Raw genomic sequence first — 18104 nt, forward strand, 5'->3', positions numbered from 1 at the left:
GCGGAGCATCAGCCTAATGTGTGTTTACGATAATTCTCACTTCATACTTTTCCATCGTCAGGTCGCCTGACAATATGTCTCCTGTCATTATGTCCTTCACACTCTGATCAAACGTGACCAGTTGTTTTTCTTCCGTAAAGTTCATCACAAAAATATAATCATTGTCCTGATCCTGCCTCGCTTGTACGGAGACGCCTTTTCCGTGCCGAACCGGAAAAACTGGAGAAAGAGACAGGTCTGTGATCAGACCCTCATAGAAATCACGCTGAAATTGATCCTCCAAACGCGCGCCGATAAAATACGCCTTGCCCTGCTGATACTCATGGCTTGTGACCGCTGGCGTGCGCGCATAAAAATCTTCTTGATACACCGCTTCCACTGAAGCTGTCTTTACATCAATCACGGTTGCATAATCCTTCATTTCATATATTTGGCTGCGGTAGCTGACAGCGTTTCGATCCTTCGGATACAGGGTGTCCGTTTCAAGAGGCTCAACTCCAAATATAGCTTGAAGATCCGGATGCCATCCGCCTGTGTATGTTAAGTCATGCTCATTCACAACCCCGCTGATATACGTCATGACTAAGGTGCCGCCGTCAGCCGTAAACGCTTTTAAACGGGAAATGGTGTCCTCGCTGATTAAATACAGCATCGGGACGATCAGCAGTTTATATGGTGAAAAGTCTTGTTCTTTCGTAATGACATCGACAGGGATATCGTGTTCCCAGAATGTGCGGTAATGCTGCTGAAGCGTTTGCGGATAACGTTTTGTCGCCTTCGCAAACCCCTGAGCATCCTCGAGCGCCCAATGATTTTCCCAGTCATATAAAATCGCGGTTTGAGCCGGCCTCTTTGTTCCGACAACTTCCGACAGCCGTTCCAATGTCTCGCCTACCTTGGCCACTTCTTGAAAGACGCGGTTCTTTGGGCTATTGTCATGATCCACAACCGCTCCGTGTAATTTTTCTGATGACCCCCGTGATTTGCGGTATTGGAAATAGAGTACGCTGTCCGAGCCGTGGGCAATCATTTGCATGGATGACAGCAGATTCATGCCCGGGCGCTTTGCCTTGTTGACGTTATGCCAATTGACCGCGCTTGGCGTACACTCCATTAATAAGAAGGGCTGCTGCTTCAAGCTTCGGTACAGATCATTGATAAAGCCGACCTTCATCGCCAAATCAGCTGTGCTTTCCCAGTCATTGTGCCAGACAGGATAAGCGTCCCAGCTGATGACATCGACATGCTTTGCAAATTTGCTGTAGTCGAGGCCCTGATACGGGATCAAATCCGGTGTGTCAGCCATAAAATTCGTTGTGATAGGGATATCAGGCGTCAATTCTTTCAGCGGAATGATTTCATTTTTATAAAACGAAATCGTTTGATCGGTGACGAACCGGCGCCAATCTAAATTCAGGCCATGCAAGCCATTTTCACCGATCGGCGAAGGGCTTTCAATTTGTGACCAGTCATTGAACGTATGGCTCCAAAAAGGGGTCCACCACGCCTGGTTCAATGCCTTGAGGCTGTTGTCATATTTCGATTTCAGCCACTCCCGAAAAGCATGCTGGCATAAATCACAGTGGCAATCTCCCCCGTATTCGTTTGAAATGTGCCACATTAACAGCCCCGGGTGATTTCCGTATCGTTCTGCTAATAAGCGGTTGATGTGCCGTGTCTTTTCTCGGTAGACTTTAGATGTGAGGCAGTGGTTGTGCCTTCCGCCGTGCAGCTGTTTGACGCGGGAGGCATTGACGCGCAAAACTTCCGGATAGGTTTGCGACAGCCAGGCCGGACGGGCTCCGCTCGGCGTTGCTAATATGACCCGGCCGCCTATACTGTGAATCCGCTCAAAAATATCATCCAGCCATTCAAATTGATATACGCCCTCCTCCGGCTCAAGTGCGCTCCATGCAAAAATACCGACAGAAAACGTATTCGTATGAGAAAGCTTCATCAGTTTGATATCGTCAGCTAAAATATCGGGCCGATCCAGCCACTGATCGGGGTTGTAGTCTCCCCCATGGAGCATAAATTTCGCTTTTGTTACGTGCGTTTTTTCAAGCTTTGACATCACATTCTCCTCCTTTTTCTCTTAGCCCTTCGTTCCGCCTGCGGTTAGTCCGGACACAAAATTCTTTTGCAGCATGATAAAGATGATGGCCACCGGTATGCTGATAAGCAGGGCTCCGGCCGCAAATGTCGTATAGCTGGCCCCCATGACATCATTCACTAAATTGAATAGACCGACGGGCAATGTATATGATTCAGGCATTCTCAATATGGTTGAGGACAGCACAAAATCTCCGAGCGGACCGGTAAAGCCGTTCATGGCCACGACTGCCGCCATCGGTTTTGATAATGGCAGAATGATCTGGAAGAAGATTCTGGTGCTGCTGGCTCCGTCAATCTTGGCGCTTTCGTCTAAATCCATCGGAATGGAATCCATGTACCCTTTCATCAAATACGTATTCATCGGGATCAGGCCGCCGATATAAAGCAAGATTAGCAGCCAATGGCTATTGATCATTCCCAAGATTTGCGCCAGCACAAACAAGGCAATTAAAGCTGAAAACTGAGGAATCATCTGCAGCAATAAAAAGAGCGTTAAAGCGTATTTCCTGCCTTTGAAGCGAAAGCGCGAAAACGCATAGGCTGTAAATGTCACACAGAGCAAAGACCCTGCCATTGTAAACAGGCTGATCTTCATTGAGTTGACATACCACTGCACATATTGAAGGCTTTCTTTGCCCGCAAATAATTCCTTGTAATGGTCGAATGTCGGATGCTTCGGAATGATGGATGTACTGATTAAGCTGTTGCCAGGGTTAAAGCTTGCGCCTGCCGTCCAAAGGAGAGGATACACAATGATGACCGCCATAAAGGCTAGCAACAAGTAAGAGAAAAGGAGACGGATATATTTTCTGACTTTCATATCTGCCAGCATACCTTATGCCCCCTCTTTAAAAGACTTTGTCTGTCTGAATTGCCACAATGCGATGGAGATAACAAATACAGATAATAAAATGGTTAAAGCCGCAGCAAGAGAATATTGGCTGGACTGCATTGTCAATTTATAAATCCATGAAACGAGGATATCTGTCCCGCCGGCTGTTGATCCGGTTACAGCCGGACCTCCGCCATTGAATAGATAGATAATATTAAAGTTATTAAAGTTAAACGTAAACTGGGTAATGATAATCGGAGCCATTGCAATGAACACCATCGGAAGCGTGATGTATCTCAGCTTTGAAAAGACAGAAGCGCCATCAATCGTAGCTGCTTCATACAGATCGTCCGGGATGGATTGCAATACGCCTGTTGAGACGAGAAAGATGTACGGAAATCCAAGCCAGCCCTGCATGAGAATCAATGCAAGCCTCGACCAATTGGCATCTGTCATCCACGGAAGCGGATCTATCCCGAAGAAAGCCAAGATGTCGTGATTCATCGCACCGAAGCTATCATTAAACAGTCCCGCAAAAATTAAAATCGTCACAAAACCGGGAACGGCCCATGGCAAAATCAGAATCGTCCGAAAAAAACGTTTAAACCGAAGGTCTTTCTGGTTAACAATGATCGCGAGAAAAATCCCCAAGCTGACTTGCAGTGTGGATGCAGCAAGTGTCCAAACCACTGTCCAAGCCAGTACATCAAAAAAAGTCGATCTCCAAATATCAACTGTGAAAATATTTGCGAACGTTTGAAAACCGACCCAATCAATTAATTTTGCAGGAGGAGAATGATACAAATCATAGTTTGTAAACGCTAATGCAAAGCTGAATAAGATAGGAAAGATCACGGCGAAAATTAAAATAAACAAAGATGGGCCGCTGACGACATAAGGATAGCCCTCAGAAATGATATGTTGGTATTGTTCCTTTAAGGAACTTAATGGCTTATTTTCATCACGCTGTTTTCCGCTTTGGAACGCATCGCGAAGATTCACATAATACACCGCAAGGCCAAAGCAGGTCACGATGACAGCGATAATTCCTTCCGCCAGCAGAAAAACGGAATTATCCCGCGGCACTTCTGTTCCCAGTGTAAAGATTCCCCAAAACCCCATATTGAGCAGATCTCCAAAGACCGCAAAAAACGATGCGCCTAAGAAAAGAAAGACAATACCTTTTATCCATTGCTTGTTATAAAATTGCCCGAGTCCCGGAATGATAGAAAGCAACAAAGCGACTTGACGATGCTGCACCGTTTTCACCTCTCTTACAATACAAATCTAGCTTTCTCTTTATTTTCCGCTGTGCTTTGCCTTAATTTGTCCTTTGGCCGTTTCAGCTGCTTGATCCAATGCTTGTTTCGGATCTGCCTTCCCTGTTGCAACCGTCTGTAATGCTGAATCAGCCGGCGTCCATATTTCATTCATTTCCGGAATATTTGGTGTTGGCTCTGAGAAACGGGATTGTTCAGTAACAGCCCGTGCCGCCTCGCTTTTCATAATAGCCGGGTCATTGGCTAGGGATTTCACAGCAGGAACTTCTTTCGTTTCTTCATATCGTGTTTTAGAATTTTTTTCATTTGCCAGGAAAACGGCTAATTCTTGCGCCAGTTCTTCATTCTTTGTAAATGCACTAACGTTGTAGCTTTTGACGCCGATAAAGGAGCTCATGTTTTTCCCATTTTCCAGCTTCGGCAGTTTCGTAATGCCATAATTGATTCCTGCTTTCGAAAAAGCTTCTACATTCCATGGACCAGAAATAATTGCGGCGGCTTTTCCTTCTGTGAACAGCGATTCCAATACGTTAATCCCTTGTTCTCCAATAATGCCAGCTGGGAACAGGCCATCTTTGTAAAACTTCTGAATCAGCGCCGCACCTTTGACAGCTCCTTCATTATTGATTCCAATGTCTGACGGATTATAGCTCCCATCTTTGGCCTTTCCAAAAATGTATCCGCCATATCCGCTCATCACACTTTCTGCATAATAAATTTGATCGAATAGGGCTAAAAAGCCAAATTTGCTGCCATCAGCTGTCTTTTTGGAATAGTCGTACCACTCTTCCAGCGTTTTGGGCAATTCCTTTTCGGAGATGAGATCTTTGTTGTAAAAAAGGACAGTCGTTTCGACCGCTTTTGGCAGTCCATAAAGCTTTTGATCTACCATTTGAGACTGAATGGAAGCGTCAGTATAAAGTGATTGAACGTCTTTTTTGACATGTAATTCCTTGAGTAATCCTTCCGTGACAGCGGTTCCGATTTGGTCTCCTGGCATTGTTAACACGTCAGGGCCTGTGCCGGCCGGTCCGTCCATTCGCAAATCTTCAATCTGCTTGGCATACGGTTTTTCAACGACTTTGACCTTCACATCATGCTCTTTTTCAAACGCCGCAACGGCGGCTTTAATGCCGATGCTCTTTTCTTTATCCTCCCATACAACAAGCTCTGATCCTTTCGAACTCGATTTGGCGCTGCTGCTTTCCTTTGGGCCGCAAGCCGGCAAGGATAAACTGACAGCTGCGCAGAGCATGAATACGGAACACTTTTTTGCCATTTTCATTGATTGTCACCCTTTCGGTAGGAATGAAAGCGCTTTAAAGATAATATAGCACGCCTGAGAAAATGTGTAAACAAACTATTTACCTTATAGAGTAAATTTTTTTACTTAAATAAAAAATGACTTAGTGTCCTAAGTCATTCTTAATTCATACTCTTCCTGACGATTAATTCCGCGCCCACATATAATGTTTTTACCGTTCTTCTCTTGTCCTGCACTTGTTCAAGCAGTAATTGAACAGCATTTTTACATAATTCATGTATATCAATATGAAACGTCGTCAGAGGAGGCGAGACATACTTCGCGAAGCTGATGTTGTTGATACTTACAATGCTTACCCTGTTTGGTATGGCAATTCCTTTTTCGTTCAGGGCTTGCAGACAGCCCACTGCAATCGGGTCCGCTGCAATCATAAAAGCAGTCGGAAGCTGATCGCCTAATGTGTCGATCGCTGCTGACATCAGGCGGTAGCCGTTTTCTACAGAGAATCCGCGATGACAGAAAATATAGCGCTCGTCCAGCATGGCTTTTTCCCTCATATAGGATCTGAAGGTTTGTTCACGGATGTCCATTTCATCCTGATTGGTATTCGGATTTTTGTAAGTGCCGCCGATAAAACCGATGCTCTTATGCCCCTTCTCAGTCAGGATGTTTACCGTCTTCCTTGTCATTTGTGCCAAATCGGGCCTTACCGAGTCAAAATGATCGGGATCAGGAGTTGAATCGATGAACACGCCGTTTTCAGTGAGATTTCTGAGGAAAGCCAGCTCTTCATCTGAAAATGTGCCGACGGCAATAAACCCTTCCGTATGTTCAGGAATGCTCTCGATTCCATCCGCTATTTTATAAGTGGTCATATCGACATTGAATGCTTTCGCCAGTTTCTCTACTTCTAATCTCATCGTTTTAAAATAGACATCTTCTAATTCTTCTTTATCTGTCAGCCAATATAAAAACGCAATATGTTTCACCAGCGGCCTTACTGTTTTTTTGCGGTAATTGAGCTTTTCCGCCGCTTCATAGATTTTCTCCCGTGTTTCATCAGGAACAGAAAGGCTTTCATCGTTATTTAAAACGCGGGAAACGGTCGAGATTGAAAATCCCGCTTCCTGCGCGATATCTTTAATTGTCGCCATTGCATCTGCCTCCATTATTCAGCTCGCATTGTTTTAGTAAAATATTTTACTTTCTTTTTCGCAAATGTCAAGTGCACAAAGCCCTCTGGCTGCCTCATGTAAAAAGACTGAACCATTTGCGGCTCAGTCTCAGTTGTTCGTGCCATTCGGAACCGGCGGAATTGCCCGGGAAATGAGTTGGTTATTGCACATTTTCCTCGAAATATCCCGAAAGCACATCTTCCACATTCGTCAAATGCGCCAGCATGGCGGCTTCCGCCTGTGCACCGTTCCCGGCAGCCACAGCATTGTAAATCCGTTCGTGCTCCTCATACAGCCGCTGAACGGAGGTCTTCTTGGAAAACAGCCAGATTTTCCTCGTTTCCCTCATTGTTTCCAGCAGCAATGATGACACGTGATTCATCAAGTGTTTAAGAAGTTCATTTTGAGAAGCGTCCGCAAGCGCAAGATGAAATGCAAAGTCTGCTTTCTCTCCCAGCTCCCCGTCCGCTTCAATGCTGCCCATTTCCTTTAGTGCATCCTGAATTCTTTCGAGATCTGCTTCTGTCCTTTTTTCAGCCGCTAGTGAAGCCACGCCGATTTCAAGCAGTTTTCTGACCTCAAGCAGCTGCTTGACGTCCTCTTTTTTCATCAGAAGGGCGGCTGAGAGCGGCTGAGAAATTTGATTGAGCTCAAATTCCTTCAGGTACGTGCCTTCTCCCTGTTTCATTTCGACAAGTCCCATCGCTTTTAGCGCAGAAAGTGCTTCGCGAACCGCTGAACGGCTGACTTGAAAGCTCTCAGCAAGCGCCTGAACAGAGTCCAGTTTATCCCCCGGCTTCAATTCGCCGTTTTTGATCATATCTAATAGGGCATCCGCTACTTCTTCATATATTTTTTTTGTTTTAATCTGTTTGTATTTCAATGCAATTCACCCCGTAACTTGTAGGTCTGGCTGTTTACGATCTATTATACTCTGTTTTGTGGGGCGCCAAAAGATTTTGACTATTTTGTCAAAAAGTCTTGTACTTTGATTTTTTTCAAAATATAATGCTAGGTAACTGGTCTTATTACCCAGTCATCAGATGATCATATCATCTATAGAAACCGCTTACATATAGCGCCAGTTTATGTTTCAAGGAGGGGTTTGGGATGCAATGGACACAGGCATATACGCCTATAGGGGGAAATTTGCTATTATCAGCGCTTGCCGCACTTGTACCGATTATTTTCTTTTTTTGGGCACTCGCGATTAAACGGATGAAGGGGTATACAGCAGGCTTGGCCACATTGGGGATCGCCCTTATCATTGCTGTATTGGTTTATCGGATGCCGGCGGAAAAAGCGCTGATGTCCGCGACACAAGGAGCCGTATACGGATTGTTGCCGATCGGCTGGATCATTGTGACGTCTGTTTTTTTGTATAAAATCACTGTGAAAACGGGACAGTTTGATATCATTCGCAGCTCTGTTCTCTCAATTACTGATGACCGACGGCTTCAAGCTCTCTTGATCGCTTTTTCATTCGGGGCTTTTTTAGAAGGGGCAGCAGGCTTCGGAGCGCCGGTCGCCATTTCTGCCGCGCTGCTGGTCGGTCTCGGCTTTAATCCTCTTTATGCTGCGGGGATCTGTTTGATCGCCAATACGGCGCCGGTTGCCTTTGGGGCGATTGGGATTCCAATTACAGCCGTAGAAGGGCCGACAGGGATTCCGGCGATGGAGATTTCGCAAATGGTCGGGCGGCAGCTGCCGTTTTTATCCGTATTTATTCCTCTTTATTTAATCATCATCATGAGCGGGTTCAGGAAAGCCTTGGAGATCTGGCCGGCGATTCTCGTATCTGGTGTTTCCTTTGCCGTTGTTCAATATCTCAGTTCCAATTTTTTAGGGCCTGAGCTGCCCGATGTTTTGTCAGCTCTTGTTTCAATGGCTGCGCTTGCTGTGTTTTTGAAATGGTGGAAGCCGAAAACAACATTCCGGTTTGCCGGTGAACAAGAGTCGGCCGCCTCAATTGAAACGGCGCGCACAAATCCGGCAGCGCCTGCGTACAGCGGCGGACAGATTTTTAAGGCTTGGTCGCCATTTCTGCTGCTGACGGCGATGATATCCGTATGGGGCATTCCATCTGTCAAATCCGCGCTGACCGGGCATTATGAAGGCTCTGCGGTGTTCTTGAAATGGCTGAATGCTGTTGGAGAAAAACTGACTTTTGCCCCCGGTGTGCCTTTTTTGAACAATCAGATTGTCAATGCTGACGGTACGCCGATTGAAGCGGTTTACAAGCTGGAGGTGCTTGGTTCAGCCGGCACCGCGATATTGATTGCCGCAGTGCTGTCAAAGTTCATCACGGCGATTTCGTGGAAAGACTGGGGAACCGTTTTTAAAGAAACAGTCCAAGAATTGAAGCTTCCGATTTTGACCATTGCTTCTGTCGTTGGTTTTGCCTATGTCACCAACTCCTCGGGAATGAGCACGACACTCGGGATGACACTCGCGCTGACAGGTTCGATGTTTACCTTCTTTTCGCCCGTCCTCGGCTGGCTCGGCGTCTTCATTACCGGCTCGGATACTTCCGCCAACCTGCTGTTCGGCAACCTGCAGAAAGTCACCGCATTATCAGTCGGCATGGACCCCGTTCTGTCTGTGGCCGCCAACTCTTCAGGCGGTGTCACAGGAAAAATGATTTCACCGCAGTCGATAGCGGTGGCATGCGCCGCGGTAGGACTCGCCGGAAAGGAGTCAGATCTTTTCCGCTTTACCATTAAACACAGTCTGTTTTTGCTGCTGCTCGTTTGTATCATCACCTTTTTGCAGCATCACATATTCAGCTGGATGATTCCTTAAAAAAATCCTCCCGTCTAGGGAGGATTTTATTTATATCGCTTTCTCGCTGCCGATGACGGAATATTCATTTGATCGCGATATTTTGCCACGGTGCGTCTCGAGATTTGGATGCCGTGTTGTTCATACAGCAAATCGACAAGCTTTTGATCTGAAAGCGGTTTTGTTTTGTCCTCTTGATTGATCAGGTCTTCAAGATGCATTTTGACTGCATAATTCGACGCATCTCCCTCTCCTGAAGCCTCGGCTTTTGCTGAGAAAAAGAGCTTCATCTCAAACAGCCCGTAAGGCGTTTGTATTGTTTTCCCTTTAATGGCCCGGCTCACAGTTGATTCATGAAGGCTTAGACAGTCCGCCACCTCTCTCAGAGTCAGCGGCTTCATTGCGCTTCGCCCTTTCAGAAAGAAATCCTTTTGGCGTGTGATCAGTTCATTGATAATTCTCGTGATTGTCTGTTTTCGCTGCCTCAGCGCGCGGCTCAGCCAGCGCCACTCCTGATATTTCGCAGATAAATAGGAGACAGTATCCTGACAGGAGCCGGATGATAAAAGCGTTCTGTACTGCGGATGCAGATCGATCTCGGGAAACGAGCGGGTATTCAGTTCCGCTGCGATGTGCCCGTTTTTTACAGTGATAAAAATATCAGGCTCAATATACACATCTTGCTCTGGCCGGGCAAACAGAAGGCCAGGTCTAGGATGAAGAGCCGCGATATCATCTGAGATATCTTGAATAGTATGAAGCGGAATTCCTGCCTCCACTGAAAGCGCTTTCCATTTTTTTTGCGCAAAAGCATCAAAATGAGCTGAAACCAGCATTTCCGCTTGTTCATTTCTGTTCGGCAGCCGCTGTAATTGAAGAAGGATGCATTCCTGCAAAGATCTCGCGCCAATTCCAGCCGGTTCTAATGACTGGAGTTTTGCCAAAACAGCCTCCGCTTCCTTGGCCGATACAGATAATCGCCGTGCTGCCTCCTCTATATCTTCTTCCAAGTACCCGTTTGAATCAAGCGAATGAATCAGATAATTAAAAATCTTTTTTTCAGTGTTTGTCAGATTCATATCGAGTGACTGCTGTTTTAACGCATCCTGCAATGTTTTTTGCGGATTACTTAATTGAAGGCCCGCTTCCTGTGCATTCATCCTGTTTTTGTTTGTTTTATGGTAAGATAGTGGCGGTGTGTCTGTTTCCTTTCGTTCAATAAGAGGGTTTTCCAGTGAGAGCTCATCAATGTACTCGGCGAGTTCTGCCGAATGATAGCCAAGCAGCGTGATGGCCTGCCTGAGCTCCTGTGTCAGTTGAGGCTTTAATACTTGTACTTGCTGAAGTTTCATATCCATCTTGCTCACTCCCCTTTCTTCATTGTACATGATTGAGATCACACCGTATACATTTATGAAAAAGGAGCTGCCAAAGAAATGTCTGAACTTTTTTCCGTCCCTTATTTTATTGAGAATTTAAAACAGCATATTGAAATGAATCAGTCTGAGGATAAAATCCACGCGATGAACAGCTACTACCGTTCCGTCGTCTCAACACTAGTGCAGGACCAGCTGACGAAAAACGCAGTTGTCCTGAAACGGATTCAGCATTTAGATGAAGCATACAACAAAGTCAAACGTGGAGAATCAAAATAAACCTTCCGCTCACATGTGAGCAGGAAGGTTTTCCTTCTTTGAGGCGTGCTGGATGAGCCGGGTGCTCGGCACTCCTTCCATCCAGGTATGAAAGTAATTGGCGTTTTTCCCATAGGAATTATCAATGACCGTGTTTTCTTTTTGAAGAAGAGAAGACAAGATGTGGCCGTGCAGCCTTGATGTTTCCACCGATTCGTAACGGCTGAAAAACCGAATGGCTTTTTGGACGATATAATCCGAGTATTTTTCCCATATATACGCAATGGGCAAAGGGTTGCCTGCTTTTTTATTCAGGACGTTCAGCGTTTGGAGAAAAGCAATCGTCCGGCGGTCTGAAGCTGACAGCACCGTGCGCCAGTCGTAGCTTTCCGCTTCTGCGTGTTCCTGAAGCGCCTGGTTTGCTTCATGATCTGTTCGGATAAATCTCAGCTTTTGATTGGACGGCTGCTGCGTGGGAATGACGGGAAACAGCTGATGAGCCATATCAGGCAGAAGCTGAATGTGATTTCTTGAAAAATAAGCCTGCGCCGTAGCATAGGAGGCTTTTTCCCTTGTCATAATGTGAAGGTTCGCATGCTTAGAAAATATCTCTGCCGTCCGTTTGAGGTTGTCTTTGTTTTGAAAATAAATCGATTGCGGCAGGATCACAATTTTGTGGTTCGGATAGGTTTGGACGATTTTCTCTCTAAAGCCTTGATAATACGGATACAGATCCCCGAAGTTTCCGCCTCCCTGGCAGACGATGATGAGATGAGGATCCAGCTTTCGCCCGACTGGAAAATTGTCAGGATTCCAGCGTTTTCTGACCCGAATCCCGTGTTCTTTAAAGAAGGCTTCTGTTCCTTTCATAATAAATAAATCCCCTACATTCCCATATAGAGGATAGTCAGCATATATAATCTCTGATTGTTTCGGTATGACGTCGAGCAGCCCGGACAGTTTCTGTTTCAGGCTGATCATCGAATGCTTGCTGTCCATTTCTTCACCTCGGCAGTTTGGAATAAGTGCAGTAGCACTTCAATGACCCGGTCTTGCTCATCTTCTGTCATATTGGACCCCGATGGGAGACAGATTCCTCGCTTGAACAAATCTTCGCATACGCTTCCTGTATCTTCATGAGAATAAAATAAAGCCGGATCGAATAGCGGCTGGGTATGGAGCGGCTTCCACAGCGGACGGGCTTCAATGTTTTCTTCAGCAAGACGTTGAACTATGTCATATGGGCTGAGCCCGTTATCAAGTGTGAGCGTGGTGAGCCAGCGATTGGATACGCCTGCTGCGTACTCCGGCATAAAGCGGACGCCGTCTATGTGACCGAGCGCATTTTTGTATCTCGTGAAAATGGTCCTTCTTGTCTCCACTCGCTCATCCAGCACCTCAAGCTGGGCAATGCCGACGCCGGCTAAGATATTGCTCAGCCTGTAATTATGTCCAATTTGACTGTGCTGATAATGAACAGCCGGCTCTCGTGCCTGCGAAGCGAGAAATCTTGCTTTTTCAATTGCGGCTTCATCATTTGAAACGAGCATCCCTCCCCCTGATGTGGTAATGATTTTGTTCCCGTTAAATGAAAAAATGCCGAAGCGCCCGAATGTTCCGCTTTGCTTCCCTTTATAGACTGTTCCGAGAGATTCGGCTGCGTCCTCAATGACAGGAACTCCGTATGCATCGCACAGACTTACGATTTCATCCATTTTCGCGCTCTGCCCATATAGATTGACGGCAATCACCGCTTTTGGCAGTGTTCCATTTCTTTTCGCTTCCTCCAATGCTCTTTCAAGGGCTGTCGGCGACATATTCCACGTATCAGGCTCAGAATCAATAAAGACGGGCACCGCTTTTTCATATAGAATCGGATTGGCGGTTGCTACAAATGTGAAGGACTGGCAAAACACGCTGTCACCTTCTTTTACCTCAAGTAAACGCAGCGCGAGATGAATCGCCGCCGTTCCTGAGCTGACCGCAGCAGCTGCTTTTACACCGACTCGTTCTGCCAGCTGTTCTTCAAATGAATTCACGAGCGGCCCAAGCGGCGCAATCCAGTTTGAGCGAAAGGCTTCCGAAATATAGTGCTGCTCCCTGCCGCTCATATGAGGGGGAGATAAGTAGATTTTTTTATGCATAGAATCATCCTTTGTTTGATGTTTGAATGGAAGAAATGATGCGTGCCGGAGCACCGGCCGCCGTTACCCTGTCCGGTATGGGACGGATCACCGCGGAGCCGGCTCCGACAATGCTCCAAGCCCCGATTATGATCTGCGGTATGACGGATGCACCAGTTCCGACGTGAGCGCCTTCCTGAACGGAAACCGCTCCTGACAGCGTGACACGCGGGGACAGATGAACGTAATCGCTGATTTGATTGTCGTGCTCTGCCACTGCACCCGTATTGATGATGCAATGAGCGCCGATGCGCGCATCCGCCTGAATGATCGCGCCCGCCATAATCACTGTCCCTTCCCCAATGACAGCCGACCTGCTGACGATGGCTGACGGGTGAATCAATGTAATAAAATCATCTTTCCTCAGTCCCAGTCGCTCCGCCAGCTGTTTTCTGACACTGTTATTCCCAACAGCAATCAGAAACAGCACATCAGGAATGAGCCTGCGCAGTTCAGTAACGGCTTCCGGCGGTCCTGTGTACCATTCTTTTCCGCCTTCGAACGTTTTGAATTTATCATCCAGCACCGCGGCTAAGCGCGTATCTGAGCGGGCGTTTATCAGCTCTCTGATCACCTTTCCGTGTCCGCCGTCACCCACAATGGCCACGTTTTTCATGAGGACACATCTCCGCTTCCGGTAAACCGTTCCGCGGTCACATGATTGGTTTGCTGAATCCCTTCTGAAACAAGGACCTTTCGCACCGTCAAACATAAAATTTTCAAATCGAGAAAAAATGACCGGTTGTCAACGTACCATACATCTAATTCAAATTTCTTTTCCCAGGAAATCGCGTTTCTGCCATTGATTTGCGCCCAGCCTGTGATACCCGGCTTCACCTCATGGCGCCGTGCCTGTTTTTCTGTATAAAGAGGCAGATAGTCCATCAAAAGCGGCCGCGGCCCGACAAGGCTAAGATCGCCCTTCAGGACATTCAGGAGCTGCGGAAGCTCATCAATGCTCAGCTTTCTGATCAGCCTGCCCGTTTTCGTCAGCCGGACTTCATCAGGCAGCAGATTTCCCTCACTGTCCCGTTCATCCGTCATTGTCCGGAACTTATATAGGGTGAACGGTTTGCCGTGCAGGCCTGGCCTTACTTGCTTAAAGAAGACAGGTGATCCTATTTTCAGCCTGACAACGGCGATGGTGAACAGAATGATCACACTCGTACAGCACAACAAAAAAATGGCGGCCGTCAGATCAAAAAGTCGTTTCAGGATCAAAGATTCACAGCTCCTTTCGTTTTTCGAAACCGTTTTAATACCAGCTGTCTTTCCTCTTTTGTACAAACGAGCATAAAAGCGAAAACAGCGTAGCAAAAGCTGACTGTCACTCCCGTCGCTATCAGTGACGGCCATCCGTCAACCTTCACAACGAACTGAATTGCCTTACAGACCGTCCAGGCAAACACAGCGGCTGATAGAGGCCCGATGATGCCTTTAAAGAAAACGTGCTTTTTGTAGCCTGTAATGCGGGATACATAAAGCGGCGTAAAGATGGCATTTTTTAAAATAAGAGAAATGGCCCCTGCCAACGTTATGCCGTACAGACCGAGATGAGCCGGCCCGCTCAGCGTGACCGCCAGCACCACATTCACCGCACCTAACAGCAGGGTAACAATCGCCGGTGTTTTTTGTTGATTAAAAGCGGTCCATATATAAAACAGCGGCATAAAGGCGAGGCTGACAACCAAGTATCCGGCATGAATAAATAAAAGCGGTGCTATCGTTGAAAAGGACGGTCCGAGCCAGATTGTCAAAAAAGGTCCCGCCAATCCGCCCAATAAGGCAGCAGGAAGTGCAAGCAAAAGACCATTGAGCCTTACTGCCTTATTGGCGTAATTCATCAACCCTTCCATATCGCCTTTTGAATAATATGAAGTCATGATAGGCGCAAACAGGGATGCGACCGTTCCGGCCAAGCTGCGCAAAAGCAGCGGAAACTGGATAATCGCCGCGTATTTCCCGGATGCGGACGCCCCCAGCATCAAATTGGCGGTTAACAGATCAATCTGCAAAAAAAGCAGGACGCCGATTTGATTGACGGAGCTCCATGCGCCCGCTTGAAACAGCTCCTTGCTTGTGCGGAATGAAAGATCCTTCATACGAAACGAAAACCACGGAATCAGCTTTTTGAAGAAATAGAAAGACAGCACAGACGCAATGACAGCACCAGCTAAAGCTGCAAGCTGGATCTGCCAGATTTTCGGCGCAAAGCATGCAAACAGGAGCAGCACAGACAGCACCCGTATAAGCATTTGCACCGCCTGAATGGAACTGGTGATATAAAGGCGGTTGGCATAAAATGGTGCAGCACCGAAACCCGCCATCAGAAACGTTAAAATAAACAGCAAACTGCCGATCAAAATCGACAAGCGCACATCTGCCAAAAGCGCTTGCGGCACATTCATGACGCGGTCAATAAAAAAAGCCGAACCCGCAAGCGGCAGCAAGAGCAGCAATGAAATCAAAACAGAGGCCGCTAAATAATTGCTGATATACGCATTTGCTTTCTCCCGCTCTCCCCTGTGGGCAGCAACAGAAAAGAATCGAACGACAACCGAGCTGAGCGCCACGGTGATAACCGAAAAGTAATTAATCACATTTTGTGTCAAGTGAACAAAGCCAAACGCTTCCACACCAAGCGTACTGACAATAAAAGGCGTCATCCAAACCGATAGGAAAACAGACAACAGAAAAGCCGTGAGATTAGCGCTGAAATTTATCGTGAATTTCATGCCTGCTTCGCACTGCCTTTCATTTTCCCCCGCTGCTCGAAAAACAGCTTGATGAGAAAAGTGATCCGCCATTTACACAGTGCTAATACCAAACGCTCTCCTCTTAATAATTTCTCATGCTGAAACGGTGTATGTCTGACAGCCTGCCGCACCATGTCATAGGATAAAATCTGTCTGATCTTCTTTTTGATGTCTTTCGGCGAATTCGGAGAAGCACAGGCATTTGCCAAAAGCATCGGAAGCTGGTGCCTGCAAATGTACACATTCAAATCTTCTTGGCATGCGCCTGCTAAGCCGTAGTGATTGTAGAATGCGATTTTAGCCTGATATTGTTTTTGAAGATGTTCATCCATCGCCGGCTTATAAGGAATTTCTGTCAGGCTGTTCGGATTTTCACGATAAATGTACAATCCTTCATCAAGCATTTTCACCCGCTCCGCTTCGTAAAAAGCGGACAAATTGAAGGGAGAGTCTTCAACAAAACGGATGTTTTCATCAAACAACAGATTCGCCCTTTCAAAAAGCTCACGACGGTAAAGATAACGCCATACATACCAGATAAATCTCGTTTCGTGAGCATGTTTAAGCCGTTCAGTCATTTCTCGTTTTGTCAGCACGCGGTTTGCCTCAAGCTGCGGCGGCACATATGTCCGCCTGTCCGATGACTGTTTGTAAAAACCGCAGCCGACGATGTCGAGCCGATTTTGCTCCGCTTCTTCAGCCAGCCTCTGGAACATGGCGGATGATACATAATCGTCTCCGTCTACAAAGCCGATGTAAGTGCCCCGCGCGGCCTGTATTCCCGTATTTCGCGCTGAACTAAGCCCGCCATTTGCCTGATGAATGACCCGGATTCTCGCATCCCGTTTTGCATAGTCCTCTGCAATTTCGCCTGAACGATCCGGTGTTCCGTCATTCACGAGGATGATTTCAATATCAGAAAGCGTTTGACGAAGCAAAGAATCAATGCACTCTTCTATAAATGGTTCAACATTATACATCGGGACAATAATGCTGACGAGCGGGATCATTGCGCTTCACCGCTGATTTTGTCACGCAGACCTTTAAAATACACATCTCTCGGAAAGCCTGCACGGGGTGTTTCTTTTGTTAAAAGCTCATTGACTGCGGCTGTTACGCGCTCTGGCTCCGGATGTTCTATCAGCTTCATGAACGGGATGTCTTTAAGCCATTGATAGCCCTCCATTACCTTATGGTCAAAGGAGCGAATGACAACACACGGCGTTCCTGTCAGCGCGCAAAAAATCATGCCATGAAGCCTGTCAGTGACGACGGCTTCTGCGCTTTGCAGCTTAGACCACAGTGCTTCAAGTTCATGTTCGCGTGTATCGCGGCTGACCCGGCGGCCGATCGTTGTCGTAAAGGATTTGATCTCGCCGAATTCCTCAAATAGCGCAGCCTTGACCCGGTTCCTCTGGTCCTCCTGAAGCACGCTTTCCTGATCCTCGCGCAAACACATATAAACCCCTTCGCGTTCTGCGGGGGTCTTGCTTCTGTCTAAATACAGCACCATGTCCGGCTGTTTCAAAATTATTTTTTCTTGAAAATGCTGTTTCATAAATTGATACGTTGTTTCATCCCGTGCCATCAGCAACAGGCCGGGGTGCGAATTATAAATTTTCTGTGCCCGTTTCAGCTCTTTGCGCCCCTTTTTCGTGTCAGAAAAATGAGCCGTTGCCGGAAGCTGGACAACCCGATAGTCACGGAATGTTTTAATGATGAAGCGGCGCGTCCACTCCTCATAACGGTATAAATCCCCCATGTTTCCGCCGCCGATGATAAAGACCATATCCTCCGGATGGCGCGAGCGGATCAGGCTTTTTGCTGATTTGTAAATGTCCTTCATATCAACCTCGACGATGTCAAAGTCCGGGTATTCTTGCTCAAGAAATGCCTTGCTGGCATAAGCAATTGCGTGATCTCCCAAATTGTCATGGGACGGCAGCAGGGTCAGTATGATTTTTTTCTGATGTGCTGCGGCCTTTACCGGTTGATCTGCCGCTCCCAGCCAATATTGGGACGGGTATTTGACCTTTAGCAGCAGCCATTCTGCAAAATTGATTTTCAACGATTGTAACGACATG

General features: G+C 46.9%; 16 protein-coding genes. 2 read left to right on the top strand and 14 right to left on the bottom strand.

Annotated elements, in window-relative coordinates; all coding sequences use genetic code 11:
• Positions 1-13: 13 nt before the first annotated feature.
• From ganA to lutR, 6 genes are all read right to left on the bottom strand, one after another.
• On the bottom strand, positions 14-2077 hold the full coding sequence (gene ganA, locus MKY10_RS18320) for a beta-galactosidase GanA (RefSeq protein ID WP_080019505.1): 2064 nt from the start codon (positions 2075-2077) through the stop codon (positions 14-16).
• Positions 2078-2095: 18 nt separating this feature from the next.
• Entirely contained in the window at positions 2096-2947 is an 852-nt protein-coding gene (gene ganQ, locus MKY10_RS18325) for an arabinogalactan oligomer ABC transporter permease GanQ (protein WP_015251193.1), read from the bottom strand.
• 3 nt (positions 2948-2950) lie between these two features.
• Positions 2951-4207: an arabinogalactan oligomer ABC transporter permease GanP gene (ganP, locus tag MKY10_RS18330; protein WP_015714738.1), complete on the bottom strand. Its 1257-nt coding sequence runs from the start codon at positions 4205-4207 to the stop codon at positions 2951-2953.
• Positions 4208-4246: 39 nt separating this feature from the next.
• Positions 4247-5512, bottom strand: a complete 1266-nt coding sequence (gene ganS / locus MKY10_RS18335) for an arabinogalactan oligomer ABC transporter substrate-binding protein GanS (protein WP_048654992.1) — start codon at positions 5510-5512, stop codon at positions 4247-4249.
• A 140-nt stretch (positions 5513-5652) separates the two neighbouring features.
• Positions 5653-6645 carry a galactan degradation operon transcriptional regulator GanR gene (ganR, locus tag MKY10_RS18340; protein WP_003244199.1) on the bottom strand — a complete coding sequence of 331 codons (993 nt, stop codon included), beginning with the start codon at positions 6643-6645 and terminating at the stop codon, positions 5653-5655.
• A gap of 181 nt (positions 6646-6826) precedes the next feature.
• Positions 6827-7549 carry an L-lactate utilization/bacilysin biosynthesis transcriptional regulator LutR gene (gene lutR, locus MKY10_RS18345; protein WP_003228277.1) on the bottom strand — a complete coding sequence of 241 codons (723 nt, stop codon included), beginning with the start codon at positions 7547-7549 and terminating at the stop codon, positions 6827-6829.
• Positions 7550-7776: 227 nt separating this feature from the next.
• Between lutR and lutP the strand changes: the two genes are divergently transcribed.
• Positions 7777-9468 carry an L-lactate permease LutP gene (gene lutP / locus MKY10_RS18350; RefSeq protein ID WP_048654993.1) on the top strand — a complete coding sequence of 564 codons (1692 nt, stop codon included), beginning with the start codon at positions 7777-7779 and terminating at the stop codon, positions 9466-9468.
• Between the two features lie 26 nt (positions 9469-9494).
• Here the strand turns inward: lutP and rpoN are convergent, their stop codons facing one another.
• Positions 9495-10805 carry an RNA polymerase factor sigma-54 gene (gene rpoN / locus MKY10_RS18355; RefSeq protein WP_041055204.1) on the bottom strand — a complete coding sequence of 437 codons (1311 nt, stop codon included), beginning with the start codon at positions 10803-10805 and terminating at the stop codon, positions 9495-9497.
• Positions 10806-10883: 78 nt separating this feature from the next.
• On the opposite strand from rpoN, the gene yvfG reads away from it, so the two are divergent.
• Positions 10884-11102, top strand: a complete 219-nt coding sequence (gene yvfG, locus MKY10_RS18360; RefSeq protein ID WP_003219905.1) for a protein YvfG — start codon at positions 10884-10886, stop codon at positions 11100-11102.
• A 9-nt stretch (positions 11103-11111) separates the two neighbouring features.
• Here the strand turns inward: yvfG and MKY10_RS18365 are convergent, their stop codons facing one another.
• From MKY10_RS18365 to MKY10_RS18395, 7 genes are read right to left on the bottom strand one after another with little or no spacing between them, the layout of a single operon-like run.
• A complete protein-coding gene (locus MKY10_RS18365; RefSeq protein WP_046160868.1) occupies positions 11112-12080 on the bottom strand; it encodes a polysaccharide pyruvyl transferase family protein in 969 nt (322 codons plus the stop codon).
• On the bottom strand, positions 12059-13225 hold the full coding sequence (locus MKY10_RS18370; RefSeq protein ID WP_046160869.1) for an aminotransferase class I/II-fold pyridoxal phosphate-dependent enzyme: 1167 nt from the start codon (positions 13223-13225) through the stop codon (positions 12059-12061). The genes MKY10_RS18365 and MKY10_RS18370 overlap by 22 nt, the downstream gene beginning before the upstream one ends.
• A gap of 4 nt (positions 13226-13229) precedes the next feature.
• Complete coding sequence (locus MKY10_RS18375) at positions 13230-13880, bottom strand: acetyltransferase (protein ID WP_046160870.1); 651 nt, start codon at positions 13878-13880, stop codon at positions 13230-13232.
• The gene (locus MKY10_RS18380) at positions 13877-14485 is read right to left on the bottom strand and encodes a sugar transferase (protein WP_014480945.1); all 609 of its coding nucleotides are present in this window, start codon (positions 14483-14485) and stop codon (positions 13877-13879) included. The genes MKY10_RS18375 and MKY10_RS18380 overlap by 4 nt, the downstream gene beginning before the upstream one ends.
• Entirely contained in the window at positions 14482-15999 is a 1518-nt protein-coding gene (locus tag MKY10_RS18385; protein WP_048654994.1) for an MATE family efflux transporter, read from the bottom strand. The genes MKY10_RS18380 and MKY10_RS18385 overlap by 4 nt, the downstream gene beginning before the upstream one ends.
• Complete coding sequence (locus MKY10_RS18390; protein WP_339225978.1) at positions 15996-17030, bottom strand: glycosyltransferase; 1035 nt, start codon at positions 17028-17030, stop codon at positions 15996-15998. Before MKY10_RS18390 ends, MKY10_RS18385 begins: the two co-directional genes overlap by 4 nt.
• On the bottom strand, positions 17027-18103 hold the full coding sequence (locus tag MKY10_RS18395) for a polysaccharide pyruvyl transferase family protein (protein ID WP_046160874.1): 1077 nt from the start codon (positions 18101-18103) through the stop codon (positions 17027-17029). The genes MKY10_RS18390 and MKY10_RS18395 overlap by 4 nt, the downstream gene beginning before the upstream one ends.
• Position 18104: the final 1 nt, after the last annotated feature.

The sequence above is a fragment of the Bacillus sp. FSL P4-0290 genome (assembly GCF_037975435.1).
GTDB lineage: Bacteria > Bacillota > Bacilli > Bacillales > Bacillaceae > Bacillus > Bacillus subtilis.

Excerpts from the sequence above, each read along its gene's own strand:
- MKY10_RS18395 (WP_046160874.1), bottom strand. The coding sequence starts at position 18,103 with ATGTCGTTACAATCGTTGAAAATCAATTTTGCAGAATGGCTGCTGCTA.
- MKY10_RS18370 (WP_046160869.1), bottom strand. The coding sequence starts at position 13,225 with ATGCATAAAAAAATCTACTTATCTCCCCCTCATATGAGCGGCAGGGAG.
- rpoN (WP_041055204.1), bottom strand. The coding sequence starts at position 10,805 with ATGGATATGAAACTTCAGCAAGTACAAGTATTAAAGCCTCAACTGACA.
- MKY10_RS18375 (WP_046160870.1), bottom strand. The coding sequence starts at position 13,880 with ATGAAAAACGTGGCCATTGTGGGTGACGGCGGACACGGAAAGGTGATC.
- MKY10_RS18365 (WP_046160868.1), bottom strand. The coding sequence starts at position 12,080 with ATGGACAGCAAGCATTCGATGATCAGCCTGAAACAGAAACTGTCCGGG.
- MKY10_RS18385 (WP_048654994.1), bottom strand. The coding sequence starts at position 15,999 with ATGAAATTCACGATAAATTTCAGCGCTAATCTCACGGCTTTTCTGTTG.
- MKY10_RS18390 (WP_339225978.1), bottom strand. The coding sequence starts at position 17,030 with ATGATCCCGCTCGTCAGCATTATTGTCCCGATGTATAATGTTGAACCA.
- lutP (WP_048654993.1), top strand. The coding sequence starts at position 7,777 with ATGCAATGGACACAGGCATATACGCCTATAGGGGGAAATTTGCTATTA.
- yvfG (WP_003219905.1), top strand. The coding sequence starts at position 10,884 with ATGTCTGAACTTTTTTCCGTCCCTTATTTTATTGAGAATTTAAAACAG.
- ganR (WP_003244199.1), bottom strand. The coding sequence starts at position 6,645 with ATGGCGACAATTAAAGATATCGCGCAGGAAGCGGGATTTTCAATCTCG.
- ganS (WP_048654992.1), bottom strand. The coding sequence starts at position 5,512 with ATGAAAATGGCAAAAAAGTGTTCCGTATTCATGCTCTGCGCAGCTGTC.
- ganQ (WP_015251193.1), bottom strand. The coding sequence starts at position 2,947 with ATGCTGGCAGATATGAAAGTCAGAAAATATATCCGTCTCCTTTTCTCT.